This is a genomic window from Actinosynnema sp. NPDC023587, assembly GCF_040640215.1.
Classification (GTDB): Bacteria; Actinomycetota; Actinomycetes; order Mycobacteriales; family Pseudonocardiaceae; genus Actinosynnema.
On record NZ_JBFABG010000001.1, the window covers coordinates 422,767 to 441,140 of the forward strand.

The following is an 18,374-nucleotide window of genomic DNA, read 5'->3' on the forward strand; positions in this document are numbered from 1 at the left end:
TAGGTGGGCGGTCGGTAGCCGACCCGTCTCAGTTGGTGATGCGCGCGCCCGTCTCCGGGTGGAACAGGTGGACCTCGCCGGCGTCCCGCACGGCGACCTTCACCCTCTGGCCCAGCGCCGGCGGCGTGCGCCCGTCGACCCGGACCACGAACCGCTGCGAGGAGCTGCCGATCCGCACCGCGCCGTGCACGAGCGCGTCCGCGCCCAGCTCCTCGACCAGCTCGACGACCATCTCCATGCCATCGCCCTGCGAGCTGACCAGCGCCAGCGCCTCCGGCCGGATGCCGAACGTGACCTCGTTCAGGCCCTCGACCCCGGCCGCGTCCAGCGCGCGGCGCTCCAGCGGCACCACGATCCCGTCGAGCTTCACGCCCTCGGCGGTCAGCGGCACGGTCTTGAGGTTCATCGCGGGCGAGCCCATGAACCCGGCCACGAACGCGTTGCCCGGCCTGTCGTAGAGCGCGCGCGGGGTGTCGCACTGCTGGAGCAGGCCGTCCTTGAGCACGGCCACCCGGTGGCCCATGGTCATGGCCTCGACCTGGTCGTGCGTGACGTAGATGGTGGTCGTGCCGAGGCGCTGCTGGAGGGCGGCGATGTTGGCGCGGGTCTCCACGCGCAGCTTCGCGTCCAGGTTGGACAGCGGCTCGTCCATCAGGAAGACGGAGGGCTCGCGCACGATCGCCCGGCCCATCGCGACGCGCTGCCGCTGGCCGCCGGAGAGCGCCTTGGGCTTGCGCTCCAGGTACTTGGTGAGGTCGAGCATCTTGGCCGCCTCACCGACCTTCTCCTTGATCTGCGCCTTGTTGACGCCGCGCAGCTTGAGCGCGAAGCCCATGTTCTCGGCGACCGTCATGTGCGGGTAGAGCGCGTAGGACTGGAACACCATCGCGATGTCCCGGCCCTTCGGCGGCACGTTGGTGACGTCCTTGCCGCCGATCTTGATGGCACCCTCGTCCACGTCCTCCAGACCCGCGAGCATCCGCAGCGCGGTCGACTTGCCCGAGCCGGACGGACCGACCAGCACCAGGAACTCGCCGTCGGCGACGTCGAGCGACAACTCGTCGACGGCACGGACCGGCGGGTTGCCGGAGAAGATCCGCGACGCTTTGACGTAGGCGACCTCAGCCATGTAACGCACCTTTCACTACCCAGCTTTGCCGCAACGCTAGGCATTGCAAGCGCTTACGGGAACGGGTGCATTGGTCTACTTTCCGCCGATCCGGCCGCCGTTCGCGCCGCGCGGCCGGGGTCAGCCCTTCACCGCGCCCGACGACAGCCCGGTCACCAGGAACCGCTGCACCAGGTAGAACACCACGACCGCCGGGATCGCCACCAGGACCGACGCCGCCGCCAGGTGCCCCCACTCGGTCCGGTTCTGCTGGACGAACACCTGCAACCCCACCGCGAGCGTCTTCGACCCGTCGGCGGCGGACAGGAACGCCGACGCGAACGCCACCTCGCCCCAGGCCGTCAGGAACGCGTAGAACGCCGTCACCGCCAACCCCGGTCGTGCCAGCGGCAAGATCAGCCGCCGGAACACGCCGAACGGCGACAGCCCGTCCACCCGCCCGGCCTCGTCGATGTCGGTCGGGATGGTGTCGAAGTAGCCCTTCAGCATGTACGTGCAGAACGGCACGGCGGTCGTGCAGTAGACCAGCACCAGGCCGAGGCTCGTGCCCTGCACGCCGAGCGCGAGCAGGATGTTGTACAGCGGCACGATCAGCACCGCGAACGGGAACATCTGCACCACCAGGAACGACAGCATCAGCGACCGCTTGCCGGGGAAGCGGAACCGGGACACGGCGTAGCCCGTGGTCGCCGACAGGAACACCGAGATCACCGTCGTCATCAGCGCGATCGTGATCGAGTTGCCGAACCACGCCAGGAAGTCGCCCTTCTCCCCGGACAGGATTCGCGCGTAGTTGTCCACGCTGGACTCGTTGACCAGCTTCGGCGTGCTCTCGATCGCACGGGCGTCGGGTTTGAACGACGTGACGAGCACCCAGAACACGGGGAAGACGGCGATCAGGGACGCACCGCCGAGCGCCGCGTGCAGACCGACGCCGGCGAGCGTGGAACGGTCACCGCGCTTGCGCAGGGGCGCGGCGGTCTTGTCGACGGCCCGCAGGGACACGGCTTCCACCGTCATCACCACACCTCACCCTGCTTGCGCAGTGCACGCCGGTAGACGCCCGCGAACACGAGCAGGACGGACAGGATCAGCACGCCGTACGTGGACGCCACGGCGTAGTCGCGCGACGCGCCGGAGAAGAACCGCTCGAACGCGTAGGTCACCAGGATGCGCGTGTTCGGGTTCGAGCCGGTGATCAGGTAGATGACGGCGAACATGTTGAACGTCCAGATGGTGCCCAGCAGCACGACGGTCCCGGACACCGCCCGGAGCCCCGGCAGGGTGATGTCGCGGAACCGCTGCCACGCCGACGCCCCGTCCACCTCGGCCGCCTCGTAGAGGTCGCCGGGGATCGACTGGAGACCGCCCAGCAGCGCCACCATCATGAACGGCACGCCCAACCAGACGTTGACCACCACGACGGCCACCAGGGCCCAGTCGGACTGGCCCAGCCAGATCGGGTCGGGCAGGCCGAGCGCGCGCAGGAGCTGGTTGATGATCCCGTACTGGGCGTTGAACATGTACTTCCACGCGAACGCGCTGATGAACGCCGGCACCGCCCACGGCAGGATCAGCAGCACCCGGTAGACGGCCCGCCCCGCCACCCGGCGGTTGAGCAGCAGCGCCAGGCCGAGGCCGATCGCGAAGTGGCAGGACACGCAGCCGAACGTCCAGACCAGCGTGCGGACCAGCGTGGACCAGAACGCGCCGAAGCTGGGGTCGCCGGACAGGACGTGCAGGTAGTTCGCCAACCCCACGACGCGGTACGCGGCGGGCCGGTCGAGGACCGGGTTGGCGATGGTGCCCTCGTTGACGTCCGTGAAGGTGAAGAACACCCCTTGGGCGAGCGGGTACAGCACCAGCACCGCGACGACCACCACCACCGGCAGCACCATCGCGTACGCGTACCAGTGCCGGTCCAGGAACCTGCGCACGGTCGGGTCGCCTCCTCGCTGTGGTCGGGGACGGCGCGGGACGCACCCGCCGCGCCCGGCCCGGGGCGCTGCGCGCCGTGCGGACGACGCGCGGCGCGCGGGCACGTCAGTCGGTGCTGTAGTCCGTCACGACCTGGTCCTTGTACGCCTTGGCCACCTCGTCCAGCGCCGTCCCGGCGTCCTTCTTCCCCGCCAGCACGTCCGCGTACGCGATCTTCAGCGGGTCGAACAACTGCCCGCCCTCGGGAATCCACGGCCGGGCGTGCGCGGCCGTCACCACCGGCTGGAACGCCGACACCACCGGGTTCGCCCGCACGTCCGCGTCCTCGTACGCCGACTTGCGGGTGGGCAGCAGCCCGAGTTCCTTCGCGATCCGCACCTGCGACCCGACCGAGCTCAGGCAGGCGATGAGCTTCGCCGCCGAGCCCTCGGCCCGGCTGCCCTTGCGGATCACGTAGTCGTGCCCGCCCACCGGCGCGGAGCCCTTGCCCGCCACCTCGCCCGGGACCGGCGCGATGCCCAGGTTGCCCTTGTCCGCGAACGCCGTGCCCTGGTGGTAGTCCGCCACCGACCACGGCCCGTTGACCACCATCGCGACCTCGCCCGACGAGAACGCGGCCTGCATGTTGCCGTAGGAGTTGGCCGGGTCCAGCGCGGTCGTCGCGGCCTTCGCGTCGAGCAGGCCCTTCGCGGTCCGCAGCGCCTTCACGTTCTCCGGCGAGTCGACCACGATCTTCTTCGCCGACGCGTCCACCAGGTCGCCGCCGGCCCCGTAGATGAACGGCAGCGCGTAGTAGGCGTCGTTGTTGATGAAGAAGGTCTTCTCGCCGCCGAGCTTCGTCGCCGCGGCCTTGACCTCGTCCCACGTCTTCGGCGGTTCGACGCCCGCAGCGGCGAGCAGCTCCTTGTTGTAGAACAGCGCCAGCGAGTCCGTCACCTGCGGCACGCCGTAGGTCCTGCCCTCGTACCTGGTCGAGCCGAGCGGGGTGGCGAGGAAGTCCGCGCTGTCCCGGCCGAGGTCCGTGTCGGTCAGGTCCACCAGGTAGCCGAGCTTCGCGAGCTGCGGCACCCAGGCGACCTCGGCGCGGAGGACGTCGGGCCCCTGGCCGCCCTGCGCGGCGGTCTTGTAGTTGTTCAGCGCCAGGTCGAAGGGGACCGTCTCGGTCTTGACCTCGAACCCGCCCCGGGTCGCGCAGTCCCGCGCGATCTCGTCGAACACCGGGGCCTCGTTGGGCCCGCTGGTGTCCCAGAAGGTGACCTCGCCGCTGTCGCCCGCCGCGCCGCCGCCACCGCACGCGGTGAGGACGAGGGCACCGGCGATGCCTGCTGCCACGGCGGTCGTGAGGGTGGTCCGTCGCATCGTCGTTGCAGTCCTCCTACCGGCCCCACCGGAGTGAAACCATTGCAAGAAGTTGCGAAATTCTTGACGCGGATTTCATACCCACGACCAGCACGGGGTCAAGACCTCCAGCGAAAGCCTGCCGTAACGGAGGCGGCCGTCCGGGCGAATGCCGGGTAGGCGTTGCAAAAGTTTGCCACTCGCGGCAGGCTGCACGTCACCCACGACGAGCGAGGAGGCAGGGTGTCCGGTCTGTCCGAGATCGCGAGGGCAGCCGGGGTGAGCATCTCCACGGTCAGCCGGGTGCTCAACCGCCGGGCGGGGGTCAACGAGGAGACGCGCCAGCGCGTGCTCGCGGTCCTCGCGGACATGCCCTACACGCCGAGGGGCCTGGGGGCGTTGCAGCGGACCGGCGTGATCGGGCTGCTGGTGCCGGAGCTGTCCAACCCGGTGTTCCCGGCGTTCGCCGAGGCGCTGGAGGTGCGCGCCGCCCGGCTGGGCTACTCGTCGCTGCTGTGCAACACCCGCGCCACCGGCTCGGCCGCGATGGGCGAGGAGGAGTACGTCCGGATGCTGCTCGCGCGCGGCGTCGAGGGCATGGTGTTCGTGTCGCCGGAGATCACCAACGTGGAGGTCCCGCTGGGCCAGGCCCCGCGCCCGAGCTACTACGCCAAGCTGCTCGCGGACGGCGTGCACATGGTCTTCCTCAACGGCGCGACCCCGTCGCTGGACGTGCCGGACGTGACCGTGGACGAGCAGCACGCCGGCTACGCGGCGACCCGACACCTGGTGGAGCTGGGGCACCGGCGGATCGGGTTCGTGTCGGGACCGGGCCGGTCGCTGCCGTCCCGGCTCAAGCGCGCGGGCTGGGCGGCGGCGATGGAGGAGGACGGGTTGCCGGCGGGCTCGGAGTTCGTGGCGCACTCCTCGTTCGGGCCGGAGGGCGGGGCCGAGGCGACGGGCCGGCTGCTGGACACCGTGCGGCCCACGGCGGTGTTCTGCTCCTCCGACCACATGGCGATCGGCGTGCTGCGGGAGGCGCACAAGCGCGGGCTGAACGTGCCGCGCGACCTGTCGGTGGTGGGTTTCGACGACATCCCGCTGGCGTCCTACTGCTCGCCGTCGTTGACCACGCTGGCCCAGCCGATCGAGGAGATGGCGGCAGCGGCCGTGGACGAGTTGGTGCACCGGCTGGACCCCGATCGGCGGCGTCGGCCGGTGGGCAACTACACCCGCGTGTTCCGCCCGAAGCTGGTCATCCGGGAGTCGTGCGCGCCGCCACCACCCGCCTAATTGGTCTGGACCATGTTCCAGACAGTTAACCCGGTCCGACCTGCGCTGATGACCAGTTGCAGGGATGCGGGTCACCCCTGCTTCTGTAATTGGTTCTGAACCGTTACGGTCACTTCATGGCGCGGTCGATGCATGTGCGACGCCCCGCGACGCTCGCCTCACTGGCGGCGGAGCTGGGTGTTTCCCGGACAACGGTGTCCAACGCGTACAACCGTCCCGACCAGCTCTCGCCAGAGCTGCGACGCCGGGTGTTGGAGACAGCGAGACGACTCGGGTACCCGGGCCCCGACCCGGTGGCCAGGTCGCTGCGCACGCGGAAGGCGGGTGCGGTGGGGCTCTTGCTCACCGAGAACCTGTCCTACGCGTTCCGCGACCCGGCCGCGATCGGGTTCCTGGAGGGCCTGGCGCTGGCGTGCGAGGACGCCGGGACCGGCCTGCTGCTGGTGCCGGCGAACCCCGAGCGCGAGGACGTGGCGGCCGTGCACCGCGCGGGCGTCGACGGGTTCGTCGTGTACTCGGTGCCCGACGACGACCCGCACCTGGCCGCCGTGCTCGAACGGCCGGTGCCGACCGTGGTGTGCGACCAGCCGGACCTGGGGAACGTCGATCGGGTGGGAATCGACGACCGGGCCGCGATGAACTCGCTCGCCAAGCACCTGATCTCGCTGGGGCACCGGCGGATCGGCGTGGTGTGCATGAGGCTGGCCCGCGACCGCAACGACGGCTACGTGTCGCTGGAGCGGCAGCGGTCGGCGCACTTCCACGTGCAGCGGGCCCGGATCGCCGGGCTGGCCGAGGCGTTCACCGAGGCCGGCGTGGACTGGGCGGCCGTCCCGGTGGTGGAGCGGTTCGACCACACCACCGCGTCCGGCGCGTCGGCCGCGGCGCAGGTGCTCGACCGCGACCCGCGGATCACCGCGCTGGTCTGCACCTCGGACATCCTCGCCCTGGGCGCGCTCGCCGAGGCCCGCGAGCGCGGGCTGAACGTGCCGCACGACCTGACCGTCACCGGGTTCGACGGCATCCGGGAGGCCGAGCAGTCCGGTCTGACCACGGTCCGCCAGCCGGTGCTGGAGAAGGGCCGCGCGGCGGGCAGGCTGCTGCTGGACTCGGCCGAGCGGACCCGTCCGCGCTCGGTCACGCTGTCCACCGAACTGGTCGTCGGCACCACCGCCGCCGCGCCGCGCGGTGTGGTCGAAGAGCGCTGGTTCGGTCCGTGACGCGGCGGTGGCCGGGCGTCAGGTCATCCGGAACACGACCGGATCGCTCGTCTTCCCGGCCACCCGCGCGATGAGCAGGTAGTCCCCCGGCCCCAGCGGGGTGTGCTCCGCGCAGCCCGGCTCCGACGTGCTGCCGCGCCACTCCAGCCCGAAGTCGAACACCTCGCCGGGCCGCAGCACCCGGACCTCGCTCCCCCCGGTGGCGAAGCAGTCGTTGCTCGACCACAGGCGCGTGGAGCCGTCCGCGCTGGTCACCACCAGTTCCCGCACCGCGCGGCCGATCTCCCGCGTGCACGGCAGCGGCCCGGTGTTGGACACCAGGATGGTCATCCCGACCGACTGCCCGGCCGGGTACGCGGGCTTCGCCACCTCCGCCTTCACGCCCAACTGCGCGTCCTCGCACGGCTGCGGCGGGCCGGGCGGCGGCTCGGGCGAGGGTGACGGCGAGGGTGACGGCGAGGGTGAAGGTGACGGCGAGGGCGAGGGCGACGAGGTGGGCGAGGGCGCGGGCGAGGTGGACGACGGGGCCGCCGTGGGGCGCTCGCCCTGCGGCGGGCTGGACGTGACCGCCGCCTGCGGGGTCGTGGACCCGGGCTGGCCGCGCCCGATCAGCGCCCCGACCAGCCACGCGACCAGCACCACGGCCACCGCCGAGCCACCGATGGCCAGCGCGCGACGCCGCCGGTACACGGATGGCGGAAGCGGGCCGGTGGGCTCGGTCACCCGACCGAAGGTAATCGGGGCAGTCGGATTAACGGCGTAGGCGGCGGTAATCCGATGAGGTGAACGTGATTCCGGCCCGATTCGCTTGCCGGCGTCCGGGACGCGGGTTCCAATCCGGGGGAACAGGGAGGTGGGCCATGACCTCGATCGACGAACTTCTCCGCCGCAACGACGAGCTGGGCAACGTGGTGCCCGGCGACCGCTCGTCGCCGATGCCTTCGATGAAGGTGGCGATCCTGACCTGCATGGATTCCAGGATCAGGGTGTTCGAGATCTTCGGTCTGCGGCAGGGCGAGGCGCACGTGCTGCGCAACGCCGGCGGTGTCGTGACCGACGACATGATCCGGTCGCTGGCGCTCAGCCAGCGCAAGCTCGGCACCCGCGAGGTGCTGCTGGTGCACCACACGAACTGCGGCCTGGAGCTGGTGACCGAGGACGCGTTCAAGGACGAGCTGGAGCAGGACGCCGGGATGCGCCCGACGTGGTCCGTGGAGGCCTTCCGCGAGGTCAAGGACAGCGTCCGCAACTCGATGAACAGACTTCGCCACAGCCCGTTCGTGCCGCACCGGGACAACGTGCGGGGGTTCGTCTACGACGTCCACACGGGTGCGCTGACCGAGGTCGTCTAGGCGGCGGGGAACCGGGCACGACCACCTCCGCGTGCGTGCCCGGTCCGCCGGGAGTCCGCGTCCACCGGTCGGCCGGGACGTGTGCCGGACTCCCCGATCGGTTTTCACCCCTCCAGGTCATTCTGGAACACTGACGCGCGCTATGAGCCTGGACGCGCAGACCCTCCTCGACTGGTTCGCCGACAACGCCCGCGCGCTGCCCTGGCGTGAGCCCGAGTGCACCGCGTGGGGCGTGCTGGTCAGCGAGATCATGTTGCAGCAGACCCCCGTGGCCCGGGTGGAGCCCCTCTGGCGCGAGTGGCTGGAGCGCTGGCCCACGCCGTCCGCCATGGCCGCCGCCACGCAGGGCGAAGTGCTGCGCGCGTGGGGGAAGCTCGGCTACCCGAGGCGCGCGCTGCGGCTGCACGAAGCCGCACGGGCCATTTCCGCCGACCACGCCGACGTGGTGCCGAGCAACGTGGACAAGCTGCTCGCGCTGCCGGGCATCGGCGCGTACACGGCTCGCGCGGTCGCCGCTTTCGCCTACGGCCAACGGTGCCCGGTGGTCGACACGAACGTCCGCCGGGTCATCGCACGGGCCGTGCACGGCGCGGGCGACGCGGGACCGCCGTCGACCACGCGGGACATGAACGACGTGCGGGTCCTGCTGCCGGAGGAGAACGCGGCGGTGTTCTCGGCGGCGCTGATGGAGCTGGGTGCGATCGTCTGCACGGCCCGCGCGCCCCGGTGCGCGGTCTGCCCGGTGTTCGACACGTGCGCCTGGCAGCGCAACGGCCGCCCCGCGTACGACGGGCCGGTCAAGGCGGTGCAGAAGTTCGCGGGCACCGACCGGCAGGTGCGGGGACTGCTGCTGGACGTGCTGCGCGGCACGGCCGAGCCGGTCGCGAAGACCCGGCTGGACGTCGTGTGGTCGGACGCCGGCCAGCGCGACCGGTGCCTGGACTCGCTGCTGGTGGACGGGCTGGTCGAGCAGACCGACGCCGGGTTGTTCGCGCTGCCCGGGGAGCACTGACGTGCACTGGCTGGTGGTGTTCTTCGACGACGAGGCCGACGCGCGCATCCGCGACCTGTGGCGGCGGGTCGGGGCGACGTTCGAGTACCCGCCGCACCTGAGCTGGGCCGGCGCGGGCACGATCGGGCCGAAGGTCCGCGCCGAGCTGCGCGAGGACCTGTCCCGGCTGTGGCTGCCCGACCTGTGGCTGCACACCCTCGGTGTGTTCGCCGCGTCGGAGAACGTCCTCCAGCTCGGCGCGGTCGTGGACAGCGAGCTGCTGGCCGTGCACTCGGCGGTCCACGACGTGCTCGCGGGCCGGGTGAAGGACCCGAACGCGTACTACCTGCCGGGCAACTGGGTGCCGCACTGCACGCTGCTGCACGGCGTCACCGACGAGGAGCTCGTGCGGGCGTTCACCGCCGTGCACCCGCTCGAACCGATCCGCGCCAAGATCCGCGAGATGTCCGTGGTGGACACTCAGACCGGCGGGATCGACCCGCTGAGGAAGGCCTCCACCGCGCCCCGGTAGACCTCCGGGGCCTCGTCGTGCACGACGTGCCCGGACTCGGGGACCAGCAGGTGCGCGCCGCCCGTCCGCCGGGCGACCTCGGCCATCTGGCCGGGCCGCAGCCCGCCCCGACCGGCCTCGACGGTCAGCGTCGGGCACCGGATGGCGTCCACGAACTCCCAGTAGGACCGCCCGCCCCACTCGGCGGCGATCTCGTAGAGGTCCTCCAGCCGCGCGATCAGGTGGTAGCCGTCCGCGCGCTCCTCGAACATCTCCTCGACATGCGGCACCCGCACCACGGACCGGACGTGCGCGAGCGACTCGAACACCGGCCACGAGTCGAAGTACCAGCGCCACTCGTCCACCGAGCGGCCGGTGTTGTCCGGCACCACGTCCTCCGCCACCACGGCCCGCACCAGGTCGGGACGGGTGGCGGCGAGCACCCACGCGTGCAGCCCGCCCATCGAGTGGCCGATCACCACGGCGGGGGCGAGGTCCAGCCGCTCGATGGTCTCGGCGGCGTCGGCGACGAAGTCCTCCGTGCGGAACGGCCCGCGCCGGGGGTTGCGGCCGTGACCGCGCGCGTCGGTCGCGACCACCCGCCCGTACGGCCGGAGCCACTGCGCCACCGTCCACCACGTGCTCGCCCTGCTCATCAGGCCGTGCAGGAGCAGGATGCCCTGTCCCGATCCGCCGAACTCCGCGACGCCCATGCGTGCATCATGTCGGCATGGCACTGAGCTCCAAGGCCCGCCCTTACCTCCTCGTCGCCGCCTTGGTGCTGGTCGTCGCCGGTGTGCTGGTCGTCAAGATGCCCGGACCACCGGAGGTGACGCCGCAGGCCGTGCCCGAGTCCCCGGCGACGACCACGCCCGCCGTGGTGGACGCCGAGGGCGGTGACGGCGCGGGTGACCCGTACTACCCGCAGGACGGCAACACCGGGTACGACGTGCGCGGGTACGACGTGTCGATCAGCTACGACCCCGCCACCCGGCGGCTGGACGGGAAGGCGCTGATCACGGCCGTCGCCACGGACGGGCTGAGCCGCTTCAACCTCGACCTGTACGAGCTGGAGGTCTCCGAGGTCGCGGTCGGCGACCGGCCCGCCGAGTTCCGCCAGGAGGGTGACCACGAACTGGTGATCACGCCCGCCGACCCGCTGGCCGAGGGCGGCGAATTCGTCGTCGCGGTCACCTACGGCGGCGTGCCGACCCTGTTCGAGGACCGCGCGCTGGGCCGCAGCGGGTGGCAGGTGTCCGCGTCCGGCGGCGCGTTCGCGGCGGGCGAGCCGCACTCGGCGACCACCTGGTTCCCCGCCAACGACACCCCGCGCGACAAGGCGTCGTTCACGCTCGCGGCGCGGGTGCCGGACGGCTGGTCGGTGGTGTCCAACGGCGCGGAGGGCGAGACGACCCACGCCGACGGGTGGTCCACGTACCGGTGGGACGCCCCGCAGCCGATGGCCACCTACCTGACCACCGTCGCGATCGACAAGTGGACGATCGACCGGACGACCCTGGCGGACGGCACGCCCGTGGTGAACGCGTTCGCGCCGGGCGTGTCACGAGCGCCGGAGGACCGGGACCGGCTGCCGGAGGTCCTGGCGTTCCTGGCCTCGGAGTTCGGCCCGTACCCGTTCGAGTCGGCGGGCGGGATCTTCCTGGCGGACGACATCGGCTTCTCCCTGGAGACCCAGACCCGGCCCGTCTACGCCGGGTGGGCCGACCTGGAGACGGTCGTCCACGAGAACGCCCACCAGTGGTTCGGCAACTCGGTGACGCTGCGGTCGTGGGCCGACATCTGCCTCAACGAGTGCTTCGCGAGCTACGCGCAGTGGCTGTGGGCCGAGGAGAAGGACGGCGCGGACCTGGACGCCGACTACCGCGCCGAGGTCGCGCGGACCGGCGACTCGACCCAGTACTGGAACCGCAAGCTCTACGACATGGGCCGGGGCAACGAGTTCCGGGGCGTGTACGACAAGGGGCAGCTCGCCGTGCACGCGCTGCGGCGGCAGATCGGCGACGAATCCTTCGGCGAGGTCCTGCGGACCTGGATCGCGCGGCACCGGGACGGCAACGCCTCGTGGCCCGAGTTCGAGGCGCACGTGGAGCAGGTGTCCGGGCAGGAGCTCGACGGGTTCTTCGCGGCGTGGTTCCGCGCCGACGCGATCCCGTCCGACCAGCACCTGTGGCCGGGCACGCTGCGGAAGTAGCGCGCCGCGTCACCCGACCCGGTGCCGTCGTGCCCTGCTAACGTCGGTGCCATGGCAGTTGTGAAGATCAACGCGATCCACGTCCCCGACGGTGGCGGCCCGGAGCTGGAGAAGCGCTTCGCCGCGCGGCTCGGCGCGGTGGACTCGTCGCCCGGGTTCCTCGGTTTCCAACTGCTGCGGCCGGTCGCCGGCGACGAGCGGTACTTCGTCGTCACCCACTGGGAGACCGACGCGGACTTCGACGCCTGGCGCAACGGCAGCGCGCGCGAAGCGCACGCGGGCGAGCGGGCCAAGCCCGTCGCGACCGGGTCCGACCTGCTGGAGTTCGAGGTCGTGCTGAGCTCCCAGCCGAAGCGTGACTGACGGCCCCCACGCGGAGCTCGACCCCCCGGCAGCGCCCGACCCGGCAGCGCCCGACCCGGCAGCGCCCGACCCGGCAGCGCCCGACCCGGCGGCGCTGGACCGGGCGGCAGAACTGGTCGCCGGCGCGGACGCGGTGCTGGTGTGCGCCGGCGCGGGGATGGGTGTCGACTCGGGATTGCCCGATTTCCGGGGCGACCGCGGGTTCTGGCGCGCCTACCCGCCGTACGAACGGCTCGGCCTGCGGTTCGCCGAGCTCGCCGACCCGGTGCACTTCGTCGCGGACCCGGCGTTGGCCTGGGGTTTCTACGGCCACCGGCTGGACCTCTACCGGCGCACCGAGCCCCACGCGGGGTTCGCCGTGCTGCGGTCGTGGGGGGCCCGGGTGTTCACCTCGAACGTGGACGGGCACTTCCAGCGGGCCGGGTTCGCCGACGTCGCCGAGGTGCACGGGTCCATCCACCGCCTCCAGTGCGTCGAGCCGTGCACGGACGACGTGTGGTCGGCCGACGACGTCGTGGTGGAGGTCGACCCGGAGACCGTGCGGGCCGTCTCGCCGCTGCCCGCGTGCCGCAACTGCGGTGGTCTGGCCCGGCCCAACATCCTGATGTTCGAGGACTGGTCGTGGGTCGCGGGCCCCGGTCGACGCGCGCTGGACGCGCTGACCGGGTGGCGGCGGTCCGCGCGCCGCCTGGTCGTGCTGGAGATCGGGGCGGGCTTGGCGGTGCCGACCGTGCGGCGGCAGGCGGAGCTGGCCAGTGCCGCGTCCGGGGCGCTGATCAGGATCAACCCGAGGGAGCCGGACGTCCGGCACGGGCGCGGGGTGTCGTTGCGGATGGGCGCGGCGGCGGCGCTCGTGGAGCTGGACCGGCTCACGGGGTCGGCACGACGAACCGGGTGAGGACCGCCCGGTGGTCCGTGCCGGGCAGGTCGACCACCCGGAACTCCTCGACCGGGCACCGGTTGTCCACCAGCGCGTGGTCGATCACCACCGGCGGCCAGTACCCGGTGGCCGGCCACGTCGGGTTCAGCCCCTCGCCGACCTGGTCCGCGGCGTCCACGTAGCCCTGGTTGAGCAGGCGGCGCAGGCCCACGTGGTCCAGGGTCGCGTTGAAGTCGCCCACCAGCACCCGCACCGGCCCGTCGAGGTCCCGTCCGGGCAGGCCGGCGAGGTCGCGTCGCCACGGTTCCGAACCGCCCGGCACCGTCGGGGCGAGCGCGTGCACGGACAGCACCTCGACGTCCTCGTCGCCGGGCAGGTCCACCAGCGCGCGGGCCTGCCGGAGCGTGCTCGGCGCGGACGGCGGGCGGGAGGACAGCGGGTGCCGCGAGGCCAGCCCCGACCCGGGCACGCCCGGCTCGGGCAGGAACACCCGGTGCGGCAGCACGTCGGCCAGGCCCGCGCGGTCGAGGTCCGCGACGGCGTCCGGCGTGAGCTCCTGCAACGCCAGGACGTCGACCCGGTGCGCCCGCACCGCCGCCACGACCGCCGCCGCGTCGGCGTTCCCGCGCAGCAGGTTCGCCGACAGCACCCGGACGTCCCGGCCGACACCGATCGGCCGGGGGTCCGGGAAGGCGCGCGGCGCGACGGCCGCGACCAGCACCAGGGAGAGCAGCAGGGTGATCGTGCCCAGCGGCGCAGGAGCAGCGCCACCGCGCCGAGCAGGACGCCCGCCGCGGTGGAGTACGGGGTCAGCGCGGTGAGCACGACCATGTGGCGGGTGCCGTCGATGCCCAGCAGGCGGAGCACCGCGACGGCGACGAACGCGAAGGTGGTCAGCACCAGCAGGAACGTCACGGCCTTGCGGCGCGGACGGCGTACTCCGAGGTCGGCCACGGCATCTAGTCTGCCCGAGTGAGAGTTGTGCTGACGGGCTTCGAACCGTTCGGGGGCGACGCCACCAACCCGTCGTGGGACGCGGTGCGGCTGGTCGCCGAGGAGTTGCGGGAGGGCGGGTCACCGGCCGGGTACGAGCTGGTGGCGGCCGAGCTGCCGTGCGAGTTCGGGCGCTCGGTGGCCGTGCTGCGGGACCTGCTCGTGGCACACCGGCCGGACGTGGTGGTGTGCGTGGGGCAGGCCGGCGGACGGGTGGGCGTGACGCCGGAACGGGTCGCGGTGAACCTGGACGACGCCCGAATCCCGGACAACGCCGGCAACCAGCCGATCGACGAGCCGGTCGTGGCAGGCGGGCCGACGGCGTACTTCGGCACCCTGCCGGTGAAGGCGTGCGTCGAGGCGCTGCTGGACGCGGACATCCCGGCCTCGGTGTCGCACACCGCCGGGACGTTCGTCTGCAACCACGTGTTCTACGGGCTCATGCACCTGGTCGCGACGGAGTTCCCGCAGGTCAGGGGCGGCTTCGTGCACGTGCCCTACGCGCCGGGCCAGGGCCACGAGGACGCGCCGAGCCTCGACGTCGGGACCACGGCCCGCGCTCTCGACCTGATCATCCGCACCACCGTCGCCCGCACCACCGACCTGCGCAGCACGGCCGGCACCCTGCACTGACCACCCGGCCCGCCCCCGCGCCCACGGGGCGCACCGGCCGACGAGGCCCGGCCCGACTTCCCCGCACGCGAAAACGCCCCCTGGGGGCTCCAGGGGGCGTTTGGCGCGTCCACCCTCGTCTCAACCCGACCGAGCGGGCCCAGGCGCGGCCTGAGCCGGTCTCGGCCGGCCGCCGGGGCGGCCCCGGAGGGCCGCCCTCGCCGGCTGTCAGGCCGACTCGACGTCCGACTCACCGGTGTCGCCACCGGAGCTGCCGGACCCGCCGGACGCGGCCAGGTCCACCGGCGGCGCGTCGGGCACGGTGAGCGGCTTCGTCTCGCCTCGGAAGACGAAGTGCGCCTTGTCGTCCGCCTCGGACTCGCCGTCCCAGCCCTCGACGTCGGTGATGATGATCTGGCCCGGCTGGATCTCGCCGAACAGGATCTTCTCCGAGAGCTGGTCCTCGATCTCGCGCTGGATCGTGCGCCGCAGCGGGCGCGCGCCGAGCACGGGGTCGAAACCGCGCTTGGCCAGCAGCATCTTGGCCCGGTCGGTGAGCTCGATCGCCATGTCCTTGTTCTTGAGCTGCGCCTCGACGCGGGCGATCATCAGGTCGACCATCTTGATGATCTCGTCCTGGGTGAGCTGGTGGAACACGATGATGTCGTCGATCCGGTTGAGGAACTCCGGCCGGAAGTGCTTCTTGAGCTCGTCGTTGACCTTGTTCTTCATCCGCTCGTAGTTCGACGCGGTGTCCTGCCCCGAGGTGAACCCCAGCCCCACGGCCTTGGAGATGTCCGAGGTGCCCAGGTTCGACGTGAAGATGATCACCGTGTTCTTGAAGTCGACCGTCCGGCCCTGGCCGTCGGTCAACCGGCCGTCCTCCAACACCTGCAACAGCGTGTTGTAGACCTCCTGGTGCGCCTTCTCGATCTCGTCGAACAGCACCACCGAGAACGGCTTGCGCCGCACCTTCTCCGTGAGCTGCCCGCCCTCCTCGTAGCCGACGTAGCCGGGAGGGGCACCGAACAGCCGCGAGGCGGTGTACCGGTCGTGGAACTCGCCCATGTCGATCTGGATCAGCGCGTCGTCCTCGCCGAAGAGGAACTGCGCCAACGCCTTGGACAGCTCCGTCTTGCCCACGCCCGACGGGCCGGCGAAGATGAACGAGCCCGAGGGCCGCTTGGGGTCCTTCAACCCCGCCCGGGTGCGGCGGATCGCCTGCGACACGGCCCTGACCGCGTCGACCTGGCCGATGATCCGCTTGTGGAGCTCGTCCTCCATGCGCAGCAGGCGGGTGGTCTCCTCCTCGGTGAGCTTGAACACCGGGATGCCCGTCCAGTTCGCCAGGACCTCGGCGATCTGCTCGTCGTCGACCTCGGCGACCACGTCCAGGTCGCCGTCCTTCCACTGCTTCTCCCGCTCGGCCTTGCGGCCCAGGAGCTGCTTCTCGGAATCCCGCAGCTTCGCCGCCCGCTCGAAGTCCTGCGCGTCGATCGCGGACTCCTTCTCCCGGCGCACGTCGGCGATCTTCTCGTCGAACTCGCGCAGGTCCGGCGGCGCGGTCATCCGGCGGATGCGCATCCGCGCGCCCGCCTCGTCGATCAGGTCGATCGCCTTGTCCGGCAGGAACCGGTCGTTGATGTACCGGTCGGCCAGCGTCGCCGCCGCCACCAGCGCCGAATCGGTGATCGACACCCGGTGGTGCGCCTCGTACCGGTCGCGCAGACCCTTGAGGATCTCGATCGTGTGCTCCAGCGACGGCTCACCGACCTGGATCGGCTGGAAGCGCCGCTCCAGCGCCGGGTCCTTCTCCACGTACTTGCGGTACTCGTCCAGCGTGGTCGCACCGATCGTCTGCAACTCGCCCCGAGCCAACATCGGCTTGAGGATCGACGCCGCGTCGATCGCGCCCTCCGCCGCACCCGCACCGACCAGGGTGTGGATCTCGTCGATGAACAGGATGATGTCCCCGCGCGTCCGGATCTCCTTGAGCACCTTCTTCAGGCGCTCCTCGAAATCACCCCGGTACCGCGAACCCGCCACCAGCGAACCCAGGTCCAACGTGTAGAGCTGCTTGTCCTTGAGCGTCTCGGGCACCTCGCCCTTGACCACCATCTGCGCCAGGCCCTCGACCACCGCGGTCTTGCCCACACCGGGCTCGCCGATCAGCACCGGGTTGTTCTTCGTCCGGCGCGAGAGCACCTGCATGACCCGCTCGATCTCCTTGGCGCGACCGATGACCGGGTCCAGCTTCCCCTCCCGCGCACTCGCGGTCAGATTGCGCCCGAACTGGTCCAACACCAACGACGACGACGGCGTGCCCTCGCCACGACCGCCGGACTCCGCGGTCTCCTTGCTCGTCGAATACCCCGACAACAACTGCAACACCTGCTGGCGGACCCGGTTGAGGTCCGCGCCCAGCTTGACCAGCACCTGCGCGGCGACACCCTCGCCCTCGCGGATCAGGCCCAGCAGGATGTGCTCGGTGCCGATGTAGTTGTGACCGAGCTGAAGCGCCTCCCGCAACGACAGCTCGAGCACCTTCTTGGCGCGCGGGGTGAAGGGGATGTGACCGGACGGGGCCTGCTGCCCCTGCCCGATGATCTCCTCCACCTGCTGGCGCACCCCCTCCAGCGCGATCCCCAGCGACTCCAGCGCCTTGGCGGCGACACCCTCACCCTCGTGGATCAACCCCAAAAGGATGTGTTCGGTGCCGATGTAGTTGTGGTTGAGCATCCGGGCCTCTTCCTGGGCCAGGACAACCACCCGCCTCGCGCGGTCGGTGAACCTTTCGAACATTCGCACTCCCTGACTGCTGCGCCGGCGGTCCTCGGGCTCACCACTGGCATACCGTGGAGAGCGCGGCACCGTGGGACCACTGTAGTCGCCGGCCCCGACACTCTCAGTTCCCGTTCGCGTGCAGTCGCCGTCGAGGATCTCTGACACCGGTACCAACGCGTGATCTGCCAGGCAGATTCCACGGATCGGGCGATGTCCGCTGAGCGCGAACAACCCCCCGTTCGGTGGCACGTGGGGTGACCGGCATCACAGTGGACCGCCGGCGCGAGGCAGACCTGACCAGGCAGGGCGAGCCTCCTCGGACCGCCCGCCGGGCCTCTCCGGCGACCGGACCGGCGGGTACGCGGCGATCCGATACTCGAACGTGGTCGCCCTGCCGGCGGAACAGCCCCGCCCACCTCCGCGTCGACTCCCCGGGCCGACTCCCCGGGACCGGCCCCGGGGGACCGACTCCCCGGGCCGGGAAACCGGTCGGACCGCCGCCGGGAAAGTCGCCGCTCCCCCTTTGGACCGTTCGGACTCATCCCCCGACCGGGGGACGAGTCCGGGCGACGCCTAATGCCGGTCGGTGACCGCGTGGCGGACCATCGGCCGCGCATCGTTATGAACTTCACCATCCGGGGTCCGTCCAAGATCTTTCGAGGACCGGGCGGGGTGATAGAACAACCAAGGGGCACCGGTTTCGGACCGGTGCCCCTTCGTCGTATGGCGTAATTGCCGTGGCGCACGCCACGCAATCA

17 protein-coding genes are annotated in these 18,374 nt (G+C 71.5%); 9 read left to right on the forward strand and 8 right to left on the reverse strand.

Translation table 11 applies throughout. The features are described from left to right. Nucleotides 1–28: 28 nt before the first annotated feature. The 4 genes from ugpC to AB0G01_RS02085 form a co-directional block, all read right to left on the reverse strand. Complete coding sequence (ugpC, locus tag AB0G01_RS02070) at nucleotides 29–1,129, reverse strand: sn-glycerol-3-phosphate ABC transporter ATP-binding protein UgpC (protein ID WP_360938646.1); 1,101 nt, start codon at nucleotides 1,127–1,129, stop codon at nucleotides 29–31. Nucleotides 1,130–1,249: 120 nt separating this feature from the next. Further along, complete coding sequence (locus tag AB0G01_RS02075; protein WP_360938649.1) at nucleotides 1,250–2,149, reverse strand: carbohydrate ABC transporter permease; 900 nt, start codon at nucleotides 2,147–2,149, stop codon at nucleotides 1,250–1,252. After that, entirely contained in the window at nucleotides 2,149–3,027 is an 879-nt protein-coding gene (locus tag AB0G01_RS02080) for a sugar ABC transporter permease (RefSeq protein WP_360939840.1), read from the reverse strand. Before AB0G01_RS02080 ends, AB0G01_RS02075 begins: the two co-directional genes overlap by 1 nt. A gap of 145 nt (nucleotides 3,028–3,172) precedes the next feature. Then, nucleotides 3,173–4,399, reverse strand: coding sequence for an extracellular solute-binding protein (locus AB0G01_RS02085; protein ID WP_360938652.1), 1,227 nt, complete (start codon nucleotides 4,397–4,399; stop codon nucleotides 3,173–3,175). Between the two features lie 249 nt (nucleotides 4,400–4,648). Between AB0G01_RS02085 and AB0G01_RS02090 the strand changes: the two genes are divergently transcribed. After that, nucleotides 4,649–5,698, forward strand: a complete 1,050-nt coding sequence (locus AB0G01_RS02090; RefSeq protein ID WP_360938655.1) for a LacI family DNA-binding transcriptional regulator — start codon at nucleotides 4,649–4,651, stop codon at nucleotides 5,696–5,698. Nucleotides 5,699–5,814: 116 nt separating this feature from the next. Beyond that, on the forward strand, nucleotides 5,815–6,918 hold the full coding sequence (locus tag AB0G01_RS02095) for a LacI family DNA-binding transcriptional regulator (protein ID WP_360938658.1): 1,104 nt from the start codon (nucleotides 5,815–5,817) through the stop codon (nucleotides 6,916–6,918). Nucleotides 6,919–6,936: 18 nt separating this feature from the next. Here AB0G01_RS02095 and AB0G01_RS02100 read toward each other — a convergent pair whose 3' ends face one another. Next, entirely contained in the window at nucleotides 6,937–7,641 is a 705-nt protein-coding gene (locus AB0G01_RS02100; RefSeq protein ID WP_360938661.1) for a hypothetical protein, read from the reverse strand. Nucleotides 7,642–7,778: 137 nt separating this feature from the next. Between AB0G01_RS02100 and AB0G01_RS02105 the strand changes: the two genes are divergently transcribed. From AB0G01_RS02105 to AB0G01_RS02115, 3 genes are all read left to right on the forward strand, one after another. After that, nucleotides 7,779–8,270, forward strand: a complete 492-nt coding sequence (locus AB0G01_RS02105; protein ID WP_360938667.1) for a carbonic anhydrase — start codon at nucleotides 7,779–7,781, stop codon at nucleotides 8,268–8,270. Between the two features lie 142 nt (nucleotides 8,271–8,412). Further along, entirely contained in the window at nucleotides 8,413–9,282 is an 870-nt protein-coding gene (locus AB0G01_RS02110; RefSeq protein ID WP_360938671.1) for an A/G-specific adenine glycosylase, read from the forward strand. A gap of 1 nt (nucleotide 9,283) precedes the next feature. Then, nucleotides 9,284–9,793, forward strand: coding sequence for a 2'-5' RNA ligase family protein (locus tag AB0G01_RS02115; RefSeq protein WP_360938674.1), 510 nt, complete (start codon nucleotides 9,284–9,286; stop codon nucleotides 9,791–9,793). Here AB0G01_RS02115 and AB0G01_RS02120 read toward each other — a convergent pair. Then, nucleotides 9,742–10,485 carry an alpha/beta hydrolase gene (locus AB0G01_RS02120; RefSeq protein WP_360938677.1) on the reverse strand — a complete coding sequence of 248 codons (744 nt, stop codon included), beginning with the start codon at nucleotides 10,483–10,485 and terminating at the stop codon, nucleotides 9,742–9,744. The genes AB0G01_RS02115 and AB0G01_RS02120 overlap by 52 nt on opposite strands. A gap of 17 nt (nucleotides 10,486–10,502) precedes the next feature. Here AB0G01_RS02120 and AB0G01_RS02125 point away from each other — a divergent pair, with 17 nt between their 5' ends. The 3 genes from AB0G01_RS02125 to AB0G01_RS02135 all read left to right on the forward strand — a co-directional run bounded on the left by AB0G01_RS02125 (nucleotide 10,503) and on the right by AB0G01_RS02135 (nucleotide 13,245). After that, a complete protein-coding gene (locus AB0G01_RS02125) occupies nucleotides 10,503–11,984 on the forward strand; it encodes a M1 family metallopeptidase (RefSeq protein WP_360938680.1) in 1,482 nt (493 codons plus the stop codon). A 51-nt stretch (nucleotides 11,985–12,035) separates the two neighbouring features. Next, nucleotides 12,036–12,347 carry an antibiotic biosynthesis monooxygenase gene (locus AB0G01_RS02130; RefSeq protein ID WP_360938683.1) on the forward strand — a complete coding sequence of 104 codons (312 nt, stop codon included), beginning with the start codon at nucleotides 12,036–12,038 and terminating at the stop codon, nucleotides 12,345–12,347. 157 nt (nucleotides 12,348–12,504) lie between these two features. Next, complete coding sequence (locus tag AB0G01_RS02135) at nucleotides 12,505–13,245, forward strand: Sir2 family NAD-dependent protein deacetylase (protein WP_360939842.1); 741 nt, start codon at nucleotides 12,505–12,507, stop codon at nucleotides 13,243–13,245. Here AB0G01_RS02135 and AB0G01_RS02140 read toward each other — a convergent pair. Next, complete coding sequence (locus tag AB0G01_RS02140) at nucleotides 13,217–13,948, reverse strand: endonuclease/exonuclease/phosphatase family protein (RefSeq protein WP_360938686.1); 732 nt, start codon at nucleotides 13,946–13,948, stop codon at nucleotides 13,217–13,219. The genes AB0G01_RS02135 and AB0G01_RS02140 overlap by 29 nt on opposite strands. A gap of 251 nt (nucleotides 13,949–14,199) precedes the next feature. Here AB0G01_RS02140 and pcp point away from each other — a divergent pair, with 251 nt between their 5' ends. Continuing rightward, nucleotides 14,200–14,853, forward strand: coding sequence for a pyroglutamyl-peptidase I (gene pcp, locus AB0G01_RS02145; RefSeq protein ID WP_360938689.1), 654 nt, complete (start codon nucleotides 14,200–14,202; stop codon nucleotides 14,851–14,853). 207 nt (nucleotides 14,854–15,060) lie between these two features. On the opposite strand, the gene AB0G01_RS02150 is transcribed toward pcp, so the two are convergent. Next, on the reverse strand, nucleotides 15,061–17,634 hold the full coding sequence (locus tag AB0G01_RS02150; protein WP_360938691.1) for an ATP-dependent Clp protease ATP-binding subunit: 2,574 nt from the start codon (nucleotides 17,632–17,634) through the stop codon (nucleotides 15,061–15,063). Nucleotides 17,635–18,374 lie beyond the last annotated feature (740 nt).

Coding starts and splice junctions, on each gene's coding strand:
- AB0G01_RS02135 (WP_360939842.1), top strand. CDS start 12,505: ATGGGTGTCGACTCGGGATTGCCCGATTTCCGGGGCGACCGCGGGTTC.
- AB0G01_RS02125 (WP_360938680.1), top strand. CDS start 10,503: ATGGCACTGAGCTCCAAGGCCCGCCCTTACCTCCTCGTCGCCGCCTTG.
- ugpC (WP_360938646.1), bottom strand. CDS start 1,129: ATGGCTGAGGTCGCCTACGTCAAAGCGTCGCGGATCTTCTCCGGCAAC.
- AB0G01_RS02130 (WP_360938683.1), top strand. CDS start 12,036: ATGGCAGTTGTGAAGATCAACGCGATCCACGTCCCCGACGGTGGCGGC.
- AB0G01_RS02150 (WP_360938691.1), bottom strand. CDS start 17,634: ATGTTCGAAAGGTTCACCGACCGCGCGAGGCGGGTGGTTGTCCTGGCC.
- AB0G01_RS02075 (WP_360938649.1), bottom strand. CDS start 2,149: ATGACGGTGGAAGCCGTGTCCCTGCGGGCCGTCGACAAGACCGCCGCG.
- AB0G01_RS02105 (WP_360938667.1), top strand. CDS start 7,779: ATGACCTCGATCGACGAACTTCTCCGCCGCAACGACGAGCTGGGCAAC.
- AB0G01_RS02110 (WP_360938671.1), top strand. CDS start 8,413: ATGAGCCTGGACGCGCAGACCCTCCTCGACTGGTTCGCCGACAACGCC.
- AB0G01_RS02120 (WP_360938677.1), bottom strand. CDS start 10,485: ATGGGCGTCGCGGAGTTCGGCGGATCGGGACAGGGCATCCTGCTCCTG.
- AB0G01_RS02080 (WP_360939840.1), bottom strand. CDS start 3,027: ATGGTGCTGCCGGTGGTGGTGGTCGTCGCGGTGCTGGTGCTGTACCCG.
- AB0G01_RS02095 (WP_360938658.1), top strand. CDS start 5,815: ATGGCGCGGTCGATGCATGTGCGACGCCCCGCGACGCTCGCCTCACTG.